Here is an 18843-nt window from a genome sequence, read left to right as displayed (position 1 = left end):
TGGCCCCACCTACGCCAGCACTGTCAAAGCAGCCTGGAAAGAGGGAGTGCCATATGCGGCCTGGGAGTTTGGCCGCAAGGTCTATGACCTCCTGTCGACAGACCCAACGGCTGGACTCGAAACAGACTTCAATCCCTTCGAGTTGATCCGGGGAAGCCGGTACGAGGCCGAGTATGGCGACGAGTTCATAGGCGTTCCGAACGAGGCGGCGGCGCGAGCGCTGATGGCGCGCATTGACGCTCGGGAGGAGCGCCTTCGGACGTTATCGGACGCTGGGTGGGCCGGGACTGTGGCGCAGATCGGCGTTGGTGCCGTCGATCCGCTCAACTACGTCCCGTTTGTTGATGTTCTGTCAGGTGCCGCCAAGGGGATGAAGATAGCGCGCGTCGCCTCTCGGTCGGCTGCCCTCGGGGCAGTTCAGGCCGGCACCGGCGAGGCGTTTCTACAGGCAACTCAGCCTGGGCGCGGCTGGGAGGAGGGGGCGGGCAACGTAGCGTCCGCAACGATCCTCTCTGGCTTACTCGGCGCTGGCCTCGGCTATTTGACGAAAGGCGAGATCGCTTCGCTGACTCAAGGGATGGATCAGCTTCGCGCTGACGCTACGGCACACATTGCCGGCGCACCGATGCCGCAGGCCGCCGGAGCAGCGGCGTCGGACGCTCGGCAGCTTGAGCAAATCCCCTACCTTCCGAAGCCGCTCCAGAACGTAAGCGACCGCTTGTCGCCGACGGGGCGCGTTTGGTCCAGCCAATCGGTGCAAGCTCGCCGCACGTTGGCGGACCTTGCCGAGACGCCGCGCATGTTCACCGACAACGAGAAGGGCATCACGACAACCGGGGATGGATTGCCTCCGCTGGACCGTGCCGTTCGCCAGTGGACCGCGCCAGCTCTCGCCCAGGCCGACGACGTTCTGAAGAACGCCTATGTCGACTATCGCTATGGTCCCAATGCGCCGAAAGCGCCAATGCTCCGCGCCGGCTGGGAACAACTGCGAGGAACGACGCCTGAAGGCGTCATGTCGCCAAAGGAGTTCAACGAGGCCGTCTTCGATGCGCTCTACTCTGGTGACGCCAGCCCGGTTCCTCAGGTGCAACAGGTCGCCCAACACATTCGCAAAACCATTCTGGAGCCAGTGAAGAAGGCGGCTCAGGAAACCGTCGGGGCCGACGGCCGGGCGCTGCTCGGTGAGGTGGGCGCCCCGGCTGGGGATGAGAGTTTCGTGCCTCGTCTCTGGAACAAGATTGCGGTTACGCGCAAGCGTGACGAGTTCATTGCGACGACCACCGATTGGCTCAAGAAGCAGCAGGCCTCAAAGGCGGAAATTCAAAACCGAGTTGCAAGTTGGCAGACCCATGCCGACGATCTCGACGACCGGATCAACAAGAAGCAGAGCGCGATTGAAACCCGCGAGCGCCAAATAGCGTCGGTCGAAAATCGGGCGGAAGAACTCACTTCGCTCAACCAGTTCGCATTCCGTCGTTCAGAGGACATGACCGCGAAGTCCGACGAGCTACGCGAGCTTTCACGCCAGGTATCCAGCCAGATCCAGGAGCCCCTTCAGCGCTTGGAAGCCCTGCGTCGCGAGATCGGGGAAGCGAAAGAGCGGTATCCGGACATCAAGGAAATCGACAGCCTGATCTTCAAACTGATCGGTGCCGGACAGAAAGTGAAGCAGGGCGGCGGTCTCATTGAGAACATCGATGCTCTGTCATCATTTGCCGACGCCGTGGACGAGGCGCGCAGTATGTTGCGCGAAGGCATCCGGGAAGCGTCTCGTTCGGCAAAGCGAGCGCGTATCGGTCTTGGTGCTGACGACTTGATGGCTCTGGAAAAAGAGCGAGACAACATCAACCGAGCGATTGCCCCTCTAAAAAAGCAGCTCACTAAAATACGCCGGCAGCTCAGGACCGAGCGCGAAGCAAAAATCCAGAGTGCTCTCGGTGGCGCGGTGTTCGAAACACGTGTCCGAAACCGGGGCAATGAGCTTCAAGACCGAGTAAGCGGCAAGTCGGCCGAGCTCGACAAGCTCTACGAAGATCTTGAGGCTCTACAGGAGCTCCGTAGTGGCGCAAGGAAGCAGATCGAGGAAGAGCTAGGAAAGTGGCAAGGCAAGTCTACGGCCGAGGTCAAGGCCGCATTGAAGGCTCGCGCCAAGGCAGAAGCCGAGCGCGAAACTGCGAAGGCAGATGGAACCTATCAGGGGCGTGGGGAGCGACTGACCTCCGCCGATAACGCGGTCGAGCGCGCCGTTCGCCGCATTCTTGCATCCAACAGGAACCTGGGCGAACAGGAGCTGAGGGATCGCGCGAACCAGATCGCCGACCGCATTCTGAGTACTCCGGACGGCCGGCTCCCCTATGACGAGCCAACGCCTCACGCTGATGGTGGGATCGGTGGCGGGGAGGTGCGCGGCTCACTCAACGAGCGCGAGTTCGCCATCCCCACCGCTATGGTGAGCCAGTTCCTTGTCCGTGAGCCCACGGAGGTACTGCATGCCTTCCTCAGGACCACCGTGCCGGACATCCTTCTCACCCGTCGGTTCGGCGACGTTCGCATGACCGAGGCTTTGAAGAAGGTGACGGAGGAGTACGCGGCCAAGGCGGCTCAGCTCAAGTCCGAGAAAGCGAGGGTGAAGCTGGAGGCAGAGAAGCAGCGTGTTGTTCGCGATCTGGCCGCCATCCGAGACCGAGTGCGCGGTGTCTACGGCTACAGCGCCGATCCAGGCATCAGGAAGTTGGCTTCGGTCGCCCGAGCGCTCCGGAGTTGGGGGCTTGCGACGGATATGGGATCCTCTCTGATTTCGAGCCTGAATGACGCGACTGGTGTCGTGTTCAGGTTCGGACTGGAGGGAGCGTTCCGTTCGGCTTGGCGTCCGTTTTTCAAGGGCCTGATTGCTGACACGAAGTTCAACCCCACGGCGCGCCGGCAGGCGAAGGCGATGGGGCTCGCCCTCGATGCGCATCACGCTCTCAATGGTCGCCAGCTGGGCGACGTGATCGACTATTACAAAGCTGGCTCGGGAGTAGAGAAGCTAGCCGGCTGGGCCGGTGACAAGTCGATGATCGCCAACGGCATGGCGCCGTTCACCGACCTCATGAAAACGATGGCGTCCTCCGCCGCCAGTGATGAGCTGTTGCGCATGTGCCAGCGCGTCGCCGCCGGCAAGGCAAGCAAGGCGGACGTGCGCGACCTGGCTGCGGCGAACATCGCTCCGGACAAGGCCGCTCGCATCTGGCAGCAACATCAAGCGTCCGGCGTTGAGCCGGTAGACGGGGTGATGCTGCCGGAAACGGCTACTTGGGCGGATGCCGAAGCGCGGCAGTCTTTCGAGGCCGCGATTGCCCGCGAAGCGGATATTGCCGTGGTGTCTCCGGGACAGGAGAAGCCCCTGTTCCTTTCCCGGCCAGTCGGCGCGCTGCTGGGGCAGTTCCGCGGCTTCACCGCTGCCGCCCATGAGAGGGTGTTCATTGCCAACCTTCAGCGCCGGGACGCGCGCACCGCCTCTGGACTCGTATCCACCCTGGCGGCCGGCATGCTGAGCTATAAGCTCTATGCGGTGGCGACCGGTCAGCAGACAAGCGACAAGCCGCAGGACTGGGTCAAGGAAGGGGTGAACCGCTCCGGAATCTCCGGATGGGTCAGCGACATTAATGCTGCTCAGGCAAAACTGTTTGCCGGGCAGACCGACTTTTTCAGGCTTATCGGTTCGGACCGCCCTCTTTCTCGCTACGCCCAACGGTCGGCTCTCTCCAGTTTCCTCGGGCCGACCTATGGGCGGCTGGAGCGGCTTCAGGGGCCTCTCTACAGCCTGTCGCAAGGCACGTGGACGGCGAACGACACTGATGCTCTTCGCCGCTGGGCTTGGCTTCAGAACCACTTCGCCCTTCGTCGCCTGTTCGACAAGATGGAAGGGCGCTGAGCAAACTCCGGGGCAGTGCGAGGGAGCGGCGGCGATGACATGGTCCAGCCATGAGCACGTCACCGATCCCGCCCGTCCTCGATCAAGACCGCTACGCTGCCTATCAGCCGACGGCGGCGACTACTGATTTTGCGCTCGGGTTTCCTCTGTTCGGCGAGGCAGCCGACGTTTCGGTCTATCTCGATGGCGATCTTCTCGAGCTGACGAGCGGCTACACGATCCGGTCCACTGCGAACGGAGCAACGCTCACCCCGGCTCCGGTGACGGATGCCTACGTTCGTCTGAATGCCCCGATCTCCGCTGGCAAGCTGGAGATCTTCGGCAACTTCCGTCCGCGCCGGACCATCCAGGCCACGGCGCCCTATGGTACTCGGGATTTCAACTTTGCCTTCTCGCTGCTGATGGCGGCGATGCGCGAAATGTGGACGAAGTTCACGCGCTCGCTGAAGGTGCCGGTCGGCGAGGGAGACCTGACGCTTCCTGCAAAGGTAAAGAGGTCAGGGCAGCTTCTGGGCTTTGATATTGATGGGAACCCCGTTGCTGCGGGCGGCTTTATCGAGCTAACGACGGCCGCAGCAACTGCTACAGCCGCAGCCAAAGCGGCGGTGGCAGCATCCGAAGCTGCTCAGACATTTGATCCTTCGGAGTATGCCTCTGTCTCGCGCAAGCTCAAGGTTGGCTCTGGCCTGGTCCTCGATGGCGTCGCCGGCACCGATGCGGAGCCGGCAGAGGCGGACCTGACTGCCGATCTGGCCTTCACGATGGCTTTCGCCCCCCCTGCCGTAACGATTGCCGGCGAGCGCGACGATCTGCCAGTGCATCCCGCCGGCCTCAAGGCGGCGTTCGATGCTCTCGGCTCGTCTCTTGATGCCTTGCTTGCTCCGACGATTATCAACGCGACAGGGTCGTGGGAGGTCCCCGCAGGTCTGACGCGCATCTTTGCCATTCTGTTTGGTGGCGGTGGTGGTGGCGCTAACGGGGCTGTTGGTGGCTATACGGGGGGATACGGCGGCTTCGGAGGCCTATCGATGGCGGTGGTGGACGTCACGCCAGGGGACGTGCTCCCGGTGACGATCGGAGCTGGTGGTAATACGGGCGTCGCTGGCGGCGACAGTGCATTCGCGGACCTGACCGCAACGGGTGGAGGTGGTGGTTCCAGCCCAGGGAAAACAAACACCGGAGCCTCCGGAGCGCCTGGCACTGGGACAGGTGGTGATTACGTCGACCAAGCATTTGCCTGGAAGGACGCCAAGGGGTTTGTCGCAGGTCGACTCATCGATTTTTTGGCGGGCGTCAGGCTAAGCACGGCCACCTATCAGAACGCCGTCGGCATCACGCCCGGAACAAATACGCCGGCCAGTGTCTGGACAGAGGACAGTGCTTATACACCGGGAACCCGTGGCAGAGGGGGAATTAACACTAGCCCAAACCAATTCGGAGCCGGAGGCTCCGGGGGCGCCCTGTTCATCTACCCGATCAAGGGGGAAGGAGCTGCATGATGGCTAAGATCATCCATATTATCGAAGCCGATCAGATCACCAACTCGATTGTCGTAGCAGATGACGTTGATGCCTCTGCATTTGGTGGTGTCGACACGAGCGCGCTGCCGTCCGAGGCCGGCATCGGTTGGAAGCTGATCAACGGCGTATGGACCGCTCCGGACCTACCCCCGACCGAACCGGCTCCGCTCATGCCACTCTCAGCCCGACAGCTCCGGCTAGGCCTTCTCAAGATTGGCATCAAGCCGGCCGACGTCGCAGCAGCGATCGACGCCTTGCCGGAGGATCAACGAGACCAAGCCGAAATCGAGTGGGACTATGCAAGTGAGTACCGCAGGGACCACCCGCTGATCGCCACGCTCGGGCAGACCTTCGGCCTCTCGGCCGATCAGATTGACGCGGCTTGGCGCGATGCCATGTCGCTCTGAAGCGATCCGGAGACTTTGATGCGAACCACATCCGACCTCGCCATTGAGAAGATCAAGCAGTGGGAAGGGCTTCGCCTTCGTTCCTACCAGGACAGTGCGGGTGTGTGGACGATCGGATACGGCCACACGAGCGATTCCGCTTTCCGGGTCGGCCACGGACTGTCCATCACCGAAGCGAAGGCAACGGAGCTGCTTCGGCATGATCTCGGTGAGGCCGAACAAGCTGTCGATGGCGCGGTGAAAGTGCCGCTCAACGACTCTCAGTTTGGCGCCCTGGTGTCGTTCGCCTTCAATGTGGGTAACGCCGCATTCTTGAAATCGACGCTGCTGAGAAAGCTGAACGCGGGCGCTTACGAAGCCGTCCCGTCGGAGCTTGCCAAGTGGAACAAGGCGGGCGGCAAGGTGGTCCAGGGGCTCGTCAATCGGCGCGCGGCGGAAGCTGGCTTGTGGTCGACCGGTGCGTTCGTTTCCAGCGCTTCCGCTCCGGTGTCGGCTGGTTCGACGATCAAGCAGGCGATTACACGGCCGGAAGTCCTGGCGGCTGCGACCACTGTGGGCGGCGGTCTTGCCACGGCGGCGTCCGGCAATGGCCCGCTGTCGTGGGCTATTTCCATTGTCATCGTCGGTGCCGCTGCATTGGCGGCCTTCCTGATCATCCGCAAGGAGATGCGGGCGTGATCGCTGTGGCCCTCAAGAACTGGCGGCTGGTGTTGGCTGGAATAGCCACTGTCGCCCTCCTGCTGGCCGCGTGGTGGCTGATCGAAACCGGCAGGGACATCGAGCGGGCCGGACAGGCGCGGGCCTCGGTGAAGGCCTATGAGGAAAGGACGCGGATTGATGAAAAGCTCGATGGCCTTTCGCCTCGCGACCTATGCCTCGCTGCTGGCGGTGGCCGCGATTGCGACGGCTTGCGCGACGGTTCCCCCTGAAGGTGGCGCGGGGCTGAAGCTTGTCACGCCGTTGAAGCCGGCCGCCGCCGTGTGTCTCGCTCAAACCGATCCCGACGCGCTGAAGCGCGCCCTGGGAAATGATGCAATTATAAAGAAAGCGCGATGATGCCTGACTTCAGGAAGAGTCTAAACCTGTCGACCGTTGTTGCTCTCGCGACCTTGGCGATGGCACTCGCAGGTGGCTGGACCGCTTTACAGACGTCCATTACCGGAGTGGAGGCGAAAGTCGCGGATCATGATCGGCGCATTGGCGAGATCGAAACGGACGGAAGAGCCGGCCGAGCCGACACGACTCGCGTGCTCCAAGATATTGCCGAGATCAAAACGGATCTGAGGTACTTGCGGCAAGCGATGGAGAGGGAGGAGCCACGCAAGTAGTCCTTGCGATTTTCGCTCGATCTTTTCTAATGACGAACGGGCTAAGCGTAGACTTCAAACATGGCCTATTTGAGCATAGGCATAAGTTGTCGTCCCCCATAAAATTGTCAAAGCTAGTGGGGGACGATTATGGGTGAGAAAGTCTGGCAAATAATCAAGCATGACAGTCTCGACGAGGTGGGCCACTGGGAATTTCCGGGTTCCTACAGCCGGGAAAGCATATCGGTGATTTTGCAACGGCTGGTCTGCGCTGACTTGGTGTCAGAGGAGATCATCAACTGTTGTCGCGAAGTGGGTGATCCCTATCGCTCCACATTCCTCGATCCAATAGGCAATGGTCAGACCATGCAATACGGCGAGAATCCTTGGTATACGGCCCGTCTTGTCGACAGGTAGGCCGGCACAGACTCAAGCATCTTCCTTCTTGCCGCTTGCCACTATCGTCAGCCCCCCGTCTGGAAGAGGTCTCTGGAGGGACTGAGCCTCTTTCCAGGGCGCGCGTAGCCACACGTCGACTTCTTCCTCTGTGGTCAAAATAACCGGCATTGCCTTTGGGTGGACCGGCTTCACCTCCGCGTTCGCTTCGGTAGTGAGGAAGCCGTACAGCAAGTGCTCGCCAGTCACGGGCTCCGCTTTGGTCCCTCGTGTTCCGGTCCATGTTGCCCAAACGCCGGCAAAGAAGAACAGCGACCGGTCTTCGTCCAACGCGAACCACGTGGGGATCTTGCGGGGCTTTGCGTCGAGATATTCGCAGAACGACGACGCGGGGACGACGCAACGGCTGTCCGGGCCAAGCCAACGGCGCCACCACGGGGAATCGGTGTTCCGAATGTTCGTGATAGGCGCGCCGCCGTAAGTGGCTGGTCCCGGCATTCCCCAACGCATTCTCAGAATTTCGCGGCCGTCATCGCCATTGCGAACCACCGGCGCCAACTGATCAGGAAAGATCGAGGGCAGGGGCTCAAGGTTGCCTGTCTGGTCAACCATCGCTTTGGCGATTGCTCGGATCGCGGCCGGAGCTCTGGTGAGACTGTAGAGATTGCACATCGCAGCGGCTCCTCGTCATCCGCGCCCATACTGGCATCTGTTCGTCTATTGTTCTAGTGCTTCTTCGCCGCGCTGCGCCGGCAAACGCTCAGGAAAGGTTGCGTTAGGCCATCGGTGCAATGATGACTTGAAGGGGTGGGGATTGTGTACGGGTGGCGCCAAAACAGTTTTCGACAGTTCAGACCGAGACGGCGGCGCTACTTCCGCCGGAGGAACTCCTTGGTTGGGTTCTTGGTATTCGGGGTGCTCATGGCTGGCGCTGCGGCGTTTGAGACTGTCGGCGATCGCCTATCTGGGTTCATCCCCGCGAGCTTAAAGCCCTCGCAAGCAGCTGAATCGACCGTCTATGAGCGCTCATTCTCATACTGCTCAAAGATCTCCAGGACATGCGTTGTCGACGGCGACACCATTTGGCTTGATGGAACCAAGATCCGCATCGCCGATATCGACACGCCGGAGCTTAGCCCGCCCAGGTGCGCTTATGAGCGGGAGCTCGGCGAGAGGGCAAAGGCGCGCCTTCGTGACTTGCTCAACGTCGGTCCGTTCACCCTCCGGAAGGCGGATCGCGACGAGGACAGATATGGTCGCAAGCTCCGCACAGTTCATCGGGCCGACGGCAGGTCTATCGGGCTCATACTCGTCGACGAAGGCCTCGCTCGGGAGTGGGATGGGGCGCGGCACCCGTGGTGTTCATAGGGCCTCGGCCATCCTCCAGGGGGATCGGGGATCGTTGAGGATCTCCGAGGAGGGCACGGAGTGTTAGCAGTTGATTTCTTTGTGTCTGCACGCCAAGGTGGCGACTTACGACAGGACACGGGAGACCTCGGCGCTATGTTCTTCACTCGAGTTGGAAAAGTGATTGCCTATCTAGGCCTCGCGCTCGGTTTCCTACGCTGTGCAATGGGCGTCTTCGTGGGTTACGCTTCGCCCGATATGGAAAGCAGAGTTGCCTTGTCGCGTCGCTACTTCGGATCATTCACCAGCGGACAGGCGATCGATCAGGGTATGAAGTTCATTGTAATCGCTGTAGCCCTTGGCGTTCTCTGCGAGATCAGTGCCAGAAAGAGCAAGGCAGGCGAGTAGACATAAGTCCATCAAATGAGCCATGGGTCTTGCGGGCTGCGGTTGGTCATGGGGGTAGCTCCATCGCTTCTGTCCGAAACGAAGTGTACATATAGAGAACAGCCGGTGACACGCGGTCAAAAATGCCTGACACGGCAGCATTGTTTTCGCAGGTTTTTTCGGTAGCCTTCCAAGCTGAATACGAGGGTTCGATTCCCTTCACCCGCTCCAGATCTCTTTAGAAAATACCCTGTTCAGCGTTGTCTTGGGCATGTTTCCCAGGCCGCGAACGCTCCCGCCGCACTATTGGCGCCAAACTCGTAGCCTCCCGAAGGGCTGTCGCCCTGCGTTTTGGCTCGGGTGCTCAGTACGAGAGAGCCGTCAGCACCGTGTCAGGCTCTTCACATGCTTCGAGCGCTCTATCGGCCGGGCAATCTCGTTCTGCACCTAAAGCGGAAAATCCCTGCCGGTCAGGCTGACCAGAGGAGCGGCAAGGAGAAAGCCTCCCTCCAACACATCCCAAACAGACTGGTTGGAACAGTGAGGTTTTGTCGCCTTTCCTGAACTTGCGACGGAACCGGATGACCTTCACGAGCGTGAAGCCGGCCGTCTCGCGGCGCTGGGACCGGTGCCGTCTGAAGGTGTCTGCCGACCATATTCCTGATGCGTTCACAACCGCGTCTTCGTGTCGCGACTCTCAGATCGTGCCCCATCTCCCGCCCTTCATTCGAGTGCGGCAACCCTCATCCCGTATGACTGAGTCACGCAGCGAGGGCTCCAAGCCTTTGCAAGGTGAAGTTCCCTTTGGGACGGGAGGGTGGACATGGGGATTTGGGCAAGCGGGGCCGATCGATGAGCATTGCCGGCCTGATCGAACAGATGGCCGCCGCCGGCGCGCCCATCGACGCCATCGTCCTCGCCGTCCGGGCGGTGGAGGAGGGCGCCGCCGTCGAGGCCGAGCGTCGCGCCAGGGGCACCGAGCGCAAGCGCCGGGAGCGGGACAGGAAGCGTGACGGTCACGCGACGGTCACCGGACAGTCGCCCGACACCTCTGGGTATCCCCCTTCTCCCCCCTCTTTCCCCCACACCCCCAAACACCCCCCTATATCCCCCCAGACTACACCGGACGAGGCGCGCGACCCGGTTTCCGAACGTCGGTCGGTACCGGAGCCCGAACCGCGACCGATCTCGAAGCCGGATGGCGAAACGCTGGGCGAGGAACTGACGGAGGCCGGGGGAGAGGCGCTGGCGAAGCTCGCCTCGGCGCCAGGGCTCATCGTCCTCTCCGAGCCGATGAACTGGATCCGCAACGGCTGCGATCTCCAGGCCGACATTCTCCCGACCATCCGGGCCCGATGTAGCCGGGCCGGACCGTCGAGCATCCGTTCCTGGAGCTACTTCACCGAAGCCGTCTACCAGGCTCGCGACAATCGTCTGAAACCCGCACCGGAGTCGAACCGTGTCCAATCCTTCCGCGCTTCCCGCAGCACTCGCCAACCTGCTGCAGCATCGCCCCACGACGCTATCCTTGCCGCCTTCGCTCGCCGAGCTGGAGCGCACCTTGCAGCCCACGGAGGCGGCGAGCCGAACCCCGACCTTGAGCCGGGCTCTCACGCCGGAGGAACGATCGATCTTGTTGCAGTTGGTGGATGAGGTCGCGCCGTATGCCGAGGCCAGGCCCGACGCGTTCAGTGCGTTGAGGCATGTCGCAAAGCTCCTCGCCGCGTTCCCCGCCGGCAACATGAGCGACGCCGTTATCGAAGCCCGTTCGGAAGCCTATGACATCGCCCTTGAGGATGTGCCTGCCTGGACGGTCGAAGCGGCGGCCAAGCGCTGGATCAAGGGCGATGTGGCATCCCTTGGCGACAAGCCGAACCTCTCCTTCCCGCCATCGCCGCCCCAGCTTCGTGCGCTGGCTCTTGATGAACTGTCCAAGATGCGCAGCGCGCTATGGCGCTACCGGCGGCTATTGGCAGGCAGGGTGGAGCGCATTGTGCCGCCGGAACTGCGGCGAAAGGTGCCATCCGACATTCTCGGGGCACTCGGCCTCGGGGCATTCGGCCGGTGGCCCGACGCGACCACGACAACCGCGCCCGACGACACCGCCCCGCCGAAGAGAATCTGAAGCCCCCCTTCAGAAGTTGCGATTAGGTCGCAAGCCTTTCCTCGCCTATATTGAGGGCGTCAAAGAGATGAGAGAAAGAGGCCGGAAACCTCCGGTCTGAAAGAAGGAAAATCGAGATGTTCGCCACCCTCAGGCGTACCGCCAAGCTCCTGCGCCCCCTGACCCAGGCCGAGCGCGACATGGCCTACCTGAACGAGGCCGGTGACCGTTACGACCTTGAGGCTCGCGAACGGAACCTCGGCCGCCGCAACCTCAACCGGACCCTCGGTCTCTGACGGGCACCCGCAGCAAGACGACGTCAAGCGCTCGACACCTGGCCGGTTCGGGCGCTTTGTCGTTCTTGCAGTCCGGCCAAGGACGATGCCGATAGACAAAACCCCGCCGGTGAGGGCGGGGCTTTGGTGCTTCAGGCTCCTGCTAGTGACGCTTCATCTTGTCGGCCTTCGCTTCACTCCGGCCGGATGACGCTCGCCTGCCGGAGCAATCAGGAGGCAGACCGCTTGCGCTGCTGGCCGAGGCCCATCTGCTTGGCGAGGTTCGAGCGAGCGGCGGCATAGTTCGGCGCGACCATCGGGTAATCGCTGGGGAGGTTCCACTTCTCGCGGTACTCTTCGGGCGACATGTCGTAGTGCGTGCGAAGATGGCGCTTCAGCGATTTGAACTTCTTCCCGTCCTCAAGGCAGATGAGGTAGTCGGGGGTGACCGACTTCTTGACCGGAACGGCGGGCTTGGCCGGTTCGGCCGTCGGCTCCTGGCTGCTGCCGGCGGCAGAGCCTCCACGGACTCGAATGAGGGCGGCGTGAACGCTGGCGATGAGCGCAGGCAGCTCAGGCGTCGGCAGGGAGTTGTTGCCCACATAGGCAGCAACAATGCTTGCCGCTATATCGAGGGTAGTCATATCATCGTATTCGTTCACTAGAATGTCTCCAAGACTAAGAATAATTCGCCGAGTAGCCTCATACGCCTCATGTAACGCCCGTTCAATACAAAAAGGGTTTTGGAGGATGTGTCTCCAAAGATCTATTTTGTATCGTAGTCCGGCAAAAGCATCGCGCATGCCCAGGGTGAACACACAACAGGCTCTCATGGCATTGTGGCAATATCGGATCATGCCCGACACAGCGGCGACGGGGGCTCGGCCGGAGACGCTCACCACCTCGCCTGTCGCTAACCAACCATTATCCAAAGAGAATCTGAAGCTGCTCTTCAGAACTTGCGATTAGGCCACGGTGGCAGCCGGGCCTATATTGGGGGCGTCAAGAAAGAAGAGAGAAAGAGGCCGGAAACCTCCGGTCTGAAAGAAGGAAAACCGAGATGTTCGCCACCCTCAAGCGCACCGCCAAGTTCCTCCGCGTTCCCACCCAGGCCGAGCGCGACATGGCCTACCTGAACGAAGCCGGCGACCGTTACGACCTCGAAGCCCGCGAGCGCAACCTCAGCCGTGGCCTTGGCTTCTGAGACCTGATCGGCGCCAAGCCGACAAGCAACACGACCTCGAGCGCTCGACCTGACCGGTTCGGGCGCTTTGTCGTATGCGAGGCATTGCGAGCCGGAAACCGACGGACGCGCCATACCCTCCGTCAGTAGTCGCAGTAGCCGCCGTCCATGTCGATCATCCCCCGTTCTCCATCGAACATGAGGCGCATGTCACAGGTCTCCGTGTCGGGAGCGGAAACCGGCCCGGCGCAGAGGGCCTCGTCCGACATGTAGAGTTCCACATACCAGCGATGGTGCACGTAGGTCTTGAATCCGACCGTCTCTTCCGGCTGAACCAGACCGTAGTCCTTCAGTTGCCCGTCGAAGTCCGACCAATAGATTCGAACCATGGAGTTGGTGTCGTTGGTGAAGCGGACGCCGGTCGGAATGTTCGTTTCGGGCGATGGCGGCTTCATGTCTCCGCACCCACCGGCGGACGCAAGGGGTGCCTGAAAGGCAACCATCGAGAAAACAGCGGCACCAAACAAATATCGCTTCATGATCGGCCTTCCCCGGGGCTCTTGTCGACACCGCATCATCTGCACGGAAGCTCAACATTGGCAATGGCTTTCTAAGCAAATTTACCCATGCCAGAGTCTTGCCCGACCGGCGAGCGACAGTCGTCCACCGCGGCGGACCGATAGAGAATCTGAACATGGCTTTCAGAACTTGCGATTAGGTCGCAGGGACTTTTGGAGCTATGTTTTGGGCGTCGAAAGAAATGAGAGAAAGAGGCCGGAAACCTCCGGTCTGGAAGAAGGAAAAGACGAAATGTTCGCCACTCTGAAGCGTGCTGCCAAGGCCCTCCGCGTTCCGACGGCCGAAGAGATGGAACTGGCCTACATCTACGAAGCCGGCGACCGCTACGATCTCGAGGCGCGCGAACGCAACCTCACTCGCCGCAACCGCAACCTCGGTTTCTGACGGTGCGGCGACCCGGTCGCCACGATTGATCCAGACGACGTCCAGCGCTCGATATCTGACCGGTTCGGGCGCTTTGTCGTATTCGGACGGTCGCGTCCTGCGCTCAGAGTGAAATCGCCCCCTTTGCCGGGGCGGCTGTCGAAACGCGAAATCGGCCGCCCCTCCGGGCAGCCGATTTGCTGTGACTCCAGTCGATGTCATCAAGAGGGGGCATCAAGGGGTGGGGATGGCCGGCCGCTGGAGTCGACGGCCGGCCCCTCCCTCACCCGAGGCGATCTCCTTAGATCGAGATCAGCCGCGGAGGTTGTGTTCCCACTCTTCGCTGGCGTTGCGATAGAAGACCGGCTTCGGATAACGGGCGGCGTCGGCCTTGGCGGCTTCAGCGTTGGCCGGGTTTTCGATCACGACGGCGCTGCTGAACTGCGGGTCGTTGTCGCGGGCGGCCGGGTCGAAGGTGGTCACCACGCTGGCGCCGGTGGCCGAACCATGCGTACCGATGATGGCGCCGGACTTGGCGGCCTGGGCGGCTTCAGCATAGCGGGCGGCGTCAGCCTTGGCGGCAAGCGCGTTGGCGCTGTTCACGTTGACCGGGGCGGCGACGAAGTTGGGATCGTTGGTGCCGGCGGCCGGGTCGAAGGAAAGCGAGCCGGCGCTGGCGAGCGAGGGAACCAGAACGGCGGCGAAGGCGAGCGAGGCAATGAGGGAGGTCTTCATTTCAAAACTCCAATTTCTGTATCAGCGTTCGTTTCATGCTTGGCAGCGGGGAGGTTTTGTTCGCTGCCGATGACCGTCATTTAGGTGGCTTCCGTTCACGCTCAAATGGCCTCCGGATGACACTTGCGGGCGGTCGATTTGATGAATGGTCGCGAAGTCGTGTTCGCAAGTTGAGCGGTCCGGCGTGGACGACAACGGGCTCGGCAAGACCTGGGCGGAGAGGAACGGCGCCCCTGCGCGGTAATTGATGCCCGCAGCCGGCGCCGAATGGGCCCGGCGCGATGCGACGCCGATCACGCGCCAAGCGCTTGGGCCCTGGGTGGGGTGATCCACAACATATGGAAGCTTAAGAGTTTTTTGGGTAGTTTGGGCGCTGTTGGGAGCGACAGGCTGACCATCGATCGGTTTTTGCCGATTAGTGGTTGTGAGGTTCGACGATGGGCGAGCAAAATGTGTATCCGGCGGTACGACCCGATCTGGCTTCCAGCTGTGCCGGGCCAGAGTGCACGGGGATGTTGCTGCGCTGTCCGACGCTGAACGATACCCGCTGCATTCTCTTCGATACCCTGTTCGGCACCAACTCGGCGCCCATTCTGCTGATCGACCCCGAAAGCGAGGGAGCCGTCGTCGACGCCAACAAGAAGGCGCTGGAGTTCTACGGCTACAGCCGGGACGAGTTCAGGCAGCTTCACGTCTACGACATCAACACCCTCGGCCGGGCGGTGCTGGCCGTGATGCGGGAGATCTCCTCCTGGTCCGGCGGGCATTACCCGCAGCGTTTCCGGCACAGATTGGCCGATGGAACGGTGCGCGACGTGCATGTCTATGCCGGTCCGATCGATCTCGTGGACCGCAAGCTGCTGCTCTGTGTCGTCCAGGACATCACGGAAGTGATCGAGGGGGAGCAGTTCAACCGGCTGCTGCTCGAAAGCGTCAACGTCGGCGTCTGTGGCATCGACAACGCCGGTGCCTTCACCTTCGTCAATCCCGAGGCGGTCAGGGCCTTCGGCTTTCTTCACGAAAGCGAAGTCATCAAGCTGGATATCCGGCGCTTTCTCGGCACGGCCGACCGGCCGATGGACGGCGAGGCGCATCGCGTTCTCGAGGCCGCCGCGACGGGCGCGGCCGTTCAGGGACTGGAATGCACCATGCGCCGGGAAGACGGCACGCTCTTTCCCGTCAGGCTCGTCGCCAGCCCCATCCGGGTTGGCGATGAGGTGAAAGGCGCTGTCCTGAGCTTCACCGATCTGACCCGTGAACGCCAGCGCGAGGACGAGGTCGCCGACCTCATGAACGCCATCCCGGGCGCCGTCTTCCGCGCCGTGATGAAACCGCGCGGCGAGATCGAGATCACCTATTTCAACGGCGCCGCCAGGAGCCTTCTCGGTCTCGCAGACGGCGACGATCCGACATCTCCCGCCGTGCTCTCGCCGTTGCTGACACGGCCCGGCTGGGTCGGTCTGGTGCGCAGCCTCAGGGGGGCAGCCCGGCGGCTCGGCGCCTGGGAACGGGAGTTCCCGATCGGGGGCATGGGCGAAGGCAAGTGGCTGCTCGGTCGGGCAAGCACACGTCGCCAGCCCAACGGCGACGTCGTGTTCAATGGCGTGCTTCTGGACATCACCGATCGCAAGCTGCTGGAGGCCCGTCTGGAGGACGCCGCCCTGACCGATCCCCTGACCGGTCTCGCCAATCGGCGGCGCTTCGAGATCGCCCTGAAGGAATCGGAACGGCTTCACGCCACCACCGGCAGCCCCTATTCGCTGATCGTGATCGACATCGATCACTTCAAGCAGCTCAACGATCGGTATGGCCATGGTGCCGGCGACGACACGCTGCGCTGTCTGGCCGACACCCTGCGCCTTCGGTCCCGCCAGTCCGACTGCGTCGCGCGTTGGGGTGGGGAGGAGTTCGTGCTCTTGCTGCCGGCCACAACGATGGGGCTGGCCTCGGCGCTCGCCAGCGACATCCGGTCGGCCGTTACCGAAGCCAGACTGTCCGCGGATGGACTGAGCGTCAGCATCGGTGTCGGCGAGGTCGTTCTCGGTGAAGACGCAGGCGCCTTCTTCCGGCGTGTCGACGCCGCGCTCTATCGCGCCAAGGCCAATGGCCGCGATCGGGTGGAGCTCGCCTGAGCGGATCGCTCTCCTGGAGACGTTGGCATAAAGACTGCCGTCGCGCCAAGCGTTCCGGAAACCGGACAGTACAAGACGAGGCGCCATGACATCCGTTCGTATCGCCTTGATCGGCCTGCTGCTGCTGCTCATGCTCTTGCTGGTCGGTGGCGCGATCGTTCCTCGGCCATTTTTCGCGCCGGTGAGGTCCTCTTCCGGTCCCGATGATCTCCGGCGCATCCTCGTGCTCTCCGGACCGATCCACACCGACATCGCCATTCCGCTCGATAGCGCGACGCGCTCGACGTTTTCCTTTCTGGAGGCGTCGGGCATTCCGGTCGGCCATCCCGAGGCGCGATGGCTGATCGTCGGTTGGGGCGGCCGCGCCTTCTATCTCGAAACCCCAACCTGGGCCGACCTGAAGCCGCTTCCGGTGTTGCGCGCCTTGACCGTCGACAGGTCGGTGTTGCACGTCGACGTTGCCGGAGCCGCTCTTGCCGCCCAGCCCGGCGTCGCGGTTTTCGATGTGGATCGGGGCGGCTTGGAGAAGCTCATCGCTTTCGTTGCCGACAGCTTCGCCTCTGAGCGTGGCGCCACGGCGGCGATCCCGGGCGCCGGTTACGGAGCCTATGACCGCTTCTTTGAGGCACGAGGCCTCTTCAATATCCTGCTCGGCTGCAACACCTGGACCGCCGCCGCCCTGAGAACGACCGGCCTGCGGTCGGGGCTGTGGACCCCGCTGCCGCAGTCTCTGGCGCTCTCTCTCAGGTTGTTCAACTGATCGTTCCACGGCGAACGGAAGGATAGCTCCTCAGCTCTTGGGGTCGACCCATCCGCCGACGGGCTCAAAGCCGGCCATGGCTTCCTTCGGCCCCCAGGTGCCGGGCTTGTAGAGAGACGGGGCGGTACTCGCCTCCAGCACCGGTTCGACGATCTGCCAGGCGAGCTCGGCCATGTCCTCGCGCGTGAAGAGCTGGCGACGGCCGTTCATGGCGTCGCCGATCAGCCGCTCGTAGGGCAACATGTTGTCCATGCCGTCGCTGACAGCCGTGAGCTCCAGCGCTTCGCCGACCATCTCGCCGCCGTTGGCCTTGCGCCGGGCGCCGATGCCGATCGAGACCTCCGGTCCCAGGCGGAAGCGCATGTAGTTGGCCTCGCCCGGCCGGATCGGGTCGAACACCTCGAGCGGCGGGCGCTTGAAGCGAACGACGACCTCGGTGGCGCGCACCGGAAGGTTCTTTCCGGCGCGGATGTAGAAGGGAACGCCCTGCCAGCGCCAGGTGTCGACGTAGAGGCGCACCGCGACGAAGGTCTCGACGCGCGAGTCGGTGGCAACGCCCGGCTCGGTGCGATAGCCCTCGAACTGGCCCCTGACGACATCGCGCTCCTCCAGCGGCCGGATCGCCTTCAGCACCTGGACCTTCTCGTCGATGAGGTCGTCGGACAGGGCGTTGACCGGCGGCTCGGTGGCGAGCAGCAGCAGCACGTTGACGAGGTGGTTCTGCACCACGTCGCGCAGCGCGCCGACTTCCTCGTAGAAGCGGCCGCGCCCCTCGACGCCGAAGTCCTCCGCCATGGTGATCTGGACGCTGTCGATGTAGTTGCGGTTCCACAAGGGTTCCAGGAAGGAGTTGGCGAAGCGGAAGTAGAGCAGGTTCTGGATCGCTTCCTTGCCGAGATAGTGGTCGATGCGGAAGAGGTCGTCTTCCTTGAACACGGCATGCAGGACGCGGTTGAGCTCCTGGGCCGAATAGAGGTCGCGGCCGAAGGGCTTCTCCACCATCAACCGGGCCCCGTTCGCAAGGTTGGCCTGCTTGAGGCCGGCCGTCACCGAAGCGAACATCGACGGAGGAATGGCGAGGTAATAGAGAACGCGCCGCCGGTCCGACAGCGCCTCGCCGAGGCGGGTGAAGGTGGAGGGGTCCTGGTAGTCGCCGGGAACGAAGCGCACGAGGCCGGCGAACTTGGCAAAGGTCGCCTCGTCGATATCGCCGCAACTTGCGGCGATGCTTTCTCGCGCCCGCTCCAGCAGCTTCTCGACGCTCCAGCCCTCGCGGGCGACGCCGACGATGGGCTCATTGAGGTTGCCGCGCCGGACCATCTGGTAGAGCGAGGGGAAGATCATCTTGCGGGCGAGGTCGCCGGTGGCGCCGAAGATGACCAGGGCGTCCGACCGGCCGTTGTGGGCTTCCTTGATGGCTCTCGGCATG

At 62.5% G+C, this 18843-nt stretch carries 20 protein-coding genes; 15 read left to right on the top strand and 5 right to left on the bottom strand.

Translation table 11 applies throughout. The features are described 5' to 3' along the window. Positions 1 to 289: 289 nt before the first annotated feature. The 6 genes from M4J40_RS12455 (at position 290) to M4J40_RS12430 (ending at position 7570) form a co-directional block, all read left to right on the top strand. The gene (locus tag M4J40_RS12455) at positions 290 to 3919 is read left to right on the top strand and encodes a hypothetical protein (protein WP_251754470.1); all 3630 of its coding nucleotides are present in this window, start codon (positions 290 to 292) and stop codon (positions 3917 to 3919) included. A gap of 50 nt (positions 3920 to 3969) precedes the next feature. Continuing rightward, a complete protein-coding gene (locus M4J40_RS12450) occupies positions 3970 to 5418 on the top strand; it encodes a hypothetical protein (protein ID WP_251754469.1) in 1449 nt (482 codons plus the stop codon). Continuing rightward, positions 5418 to 5846: a hypothetical protein gene (locus M4J40_RS12445; protein WP_251754468.1), complete on the top strand. Its 429-nt coding sequence runs from the start codon at positions 5418 to 5420 to the stop codon at positions 5844 to 5846. Before M4J40_RS12450 ends, M4J40_RS12445 begins: the two co-directional genes overlap by 1 nt. A gap of 18 nt (positions 5847 to 5864) precedes the next feature. Next, entirely contained in the window at positions 5865 to 6524 is a 660-nt protein-coding gene (locus tag M4J40_RS12440; RefSeq protein ID WP_251754467.1) for a lysozyme, read from the top strand. Next, positions 6521 to 6775 carry a hypothetical protein gene (locus M4J40_RS12435; protein ID WP_251754466.1) on the top strand — a complete coding sequence of 85 codons (255 nt, stop codon included), beginning with the start codon at positions 6521 to 6523 and terminating at the stop codon, positions 6773 to 6775. The genes M4J40_RS12440 and M4J40_RS12435 overlap by 4 nt, the downstream gene beginning before the upstream one ends. 528 nt (positions 6776 to 7303) lie before the next feature. Further along, the gene (locus M4J40_RS12430) at positions 7304 to 7570 is read left to right on the top strand and encodes a hypothetical protein (RefSeq protein WP_251754465.1); all 267 of its coding nucleotides are present in this window, start codon (positions 7304 to 7306) and stop codon (positions 7568 to 7570) included. A gap of 12 nt (positions 7571 to 7582) precedes the next feature. Here the strand turns inward: M4J40_RS12430 and M4J40_RS12425 are convergent, their stop codons facing one another. Next, on the bottom strand, positions 7583 to 8221 hold the full coding sequence (locus M4J40_RS12425) for an SOS response-associated peptidase (RefSeq protein ID WP_251754464.1): 639 nt from the start codon (positions 8219 to 8221) through the stop codon (positions 7583 to 7585). Positions 8222 to 8440: 219 nt separating this feature from the next. On the opposite strand from M4J40_RS12425, the gene M4J40_RS12420 reads away from it, so the two are divergent. From M4J40_RS12420 to M4J40_RS12400, 5 genes are all read left to right on the top strand, one after another. Next, positions 8441 to 8917: a thermonuclease family protein gene (locus M4J40_RS12420; protein ID WP_251754463.1), complete on the top strand. Its 477-nt coding sequence runs from the start codon at positions 8441 to 8443 to the stop codon at positions 8915 to 8917. Positions 8918 to 8977: 60 nt separating this feature from the next. Beyond that, on the top strand, positions 8978 to 9304 hold the full coding sequence (locus M4J40_RS12415) for a hypothetical protein (RefSeq protein WP_251754462.1): 327 nt from the start codon (positions 8978 to 8980) through the stop codon (positions 9302 to 9304). Positions 9305 to 10135: 831 nt separating this feature from the next. Further along, positions 10136 to 10936, top strand: coding sequence for a hypothetical protein (locus M4J40_RS12410; RefSeq protein ID WP_251754461.1), 801 nt, complete (start codon positions 10136 to 10138; stop codon positions 10934 to 10936). Then, positions 10917 to 11408, top strand: coding sequence for a hypothetical protein (locus tag M4J40_RS12405; protein WP_251754460.1), 492 nt, complete (start codon positions 10917 to 10919; stop codon positions 11406 to 11408). Before M4J40_RS12410 ends, M4J40_RS12405 begins: the two co-directional genes overlap by 20 nt. Positions 11409 to 11524: 116 nt before the next feature. After that, entirely contained in the window at positions 11525 to 11683 is a 159-nt protein-coding gene (locus M4J40_RS12400) for a DUF3563 domain-containing protein (RefSeq protein WP_251754459.1), read from the top strand. A gap of 209 nt (positions 11684 to 11892) precedes the next feature. On the opposite strand, the gene M4J40_RS12395 is transcribed toward M4J40_RS12400, so the two are convergent. After that, entirely contained in the window at positions 11893 to 12306 is a 414-nt protein-coding gene (locus M4J40_RS12395) for a MucR family transcriptional regulator (RefSeq protein ID WP_251754458.1), read from the bottom strand. 416 nt (positions 12307 to 12722) lie between these two features. Between M4J40_RS12395 and M4J40_RS12390 the strand changes: the two genes are divergently transcribed. After that, entirely contained in the window at positions 12723 to 12866 is a 144-nt protein-coding gene (locus M4J40_RS12390) for a DUF3563 domain-containing protein (protein WP_251754457.1), read from the top strand. Between the two features lie 122 nt (positions 12867 to 12988). On the opposite strand, the gene M4J40_RS12385 is transcribed toward M4J40_RS12390, so the two are convergent. Next, positions 12989 to 13300 (bottom strand): hypothetical protein, encoded by a 312-nt coding sequence (locus M4J40_RS12385; protein ID WP_251754456.1) that lies wholly within the window; start codon positions 13298 to 13300, stop codon positions 12989 to 12991. A gap of 355 nt (positions 13301 to 13655) precedes the next feature. Here M4J40_RS12385 and M4J40_RS12380 point away from each other — a divergent pair, with 355 nt between their 5' ends. Next, a complete protein-coding gene (locus M4J40_RS12380) occupies positions 13656 to 13808 on the top strand; it encodes a DUF3563 domain-containing protein (RefSeq protein ID WP_251754455.1) in 153 nt (50 codons plus the stop codon). A gap of 291 nt (positions 13809 to 14099) precedes the next feature. Here the strand turns inward: M4J40_RS12380 and M4J40_RS12375 are convergent, their stop codons facing one another. Further along, positions 14100 to 14522, bottom strand: coding sequence for a hypothetical protein (locus M4J40_RS12375; protein WP_251754454.1), 423 nt, complete (start codon positions 14520 to 14522; stop codon positions 14100 to 14102). Positions 14523 to 15034: 512 nt separating this feature from the next. Between M4J40_RS12375 and M4J40_RS12370 the strand changes: the two genes are divergently transcribed. After that, the gene (locus tag M4J40_RS12370; protein WP_251754453.1) at positions 15035 to 16654 is read left to right on the top strand and encodes a diguanylate cyclase; all 1620 of its coding nucleotides are present in this window, start codon (positions 15035 to 15037) and stop codon (positions 16652 to 16654) included. Between the two features lie 85 nt (positions 16655 to 16739). After that, entirely contained in the window at positions 16740 to 17414 is a 675-nt protein-coding gene (locus M4J40_RS12365) for a TIGR02117 family protein (RefSeq protein WP_251754452.1), read from the top strand. A 30-nt stretch (positions 17415 to 17444) separates the two neighbouring features. Here the strand turns inward: M4J40_RS12365 and zwf are convergent, their stop codons facing one another. Beyond that, the gene (gene zwf, locus M4J40_RS12360) at positions 17445 to 18842 is read right to left on the bottom strand and encodes a glucose-6-phosphate dehydrogenase (protein ID WP_251754451.1); all 1398 of its coding nucleotides are present in this window, start codon (positions 18840 to 18842) and stop codon (positions 17445 to 17447) included. Between the last annotated feature and the right edge of the window lies 1 nt (position 18843).

This window comes from Pleomorphomonas sp. JP5, from assembly GCF_023721815.1.
GTDB lineage: Bacteria > Pseudomonadota > Alphaproteobacteria > Rhizobiales > Pleomorphomonadaceae > Pleomorphomonas.
The sequence above is the reverse complement of the archived record's forward strand: the minus strand, read 5'-3'. Positions and strand labels throughout refer to the sequence as shown.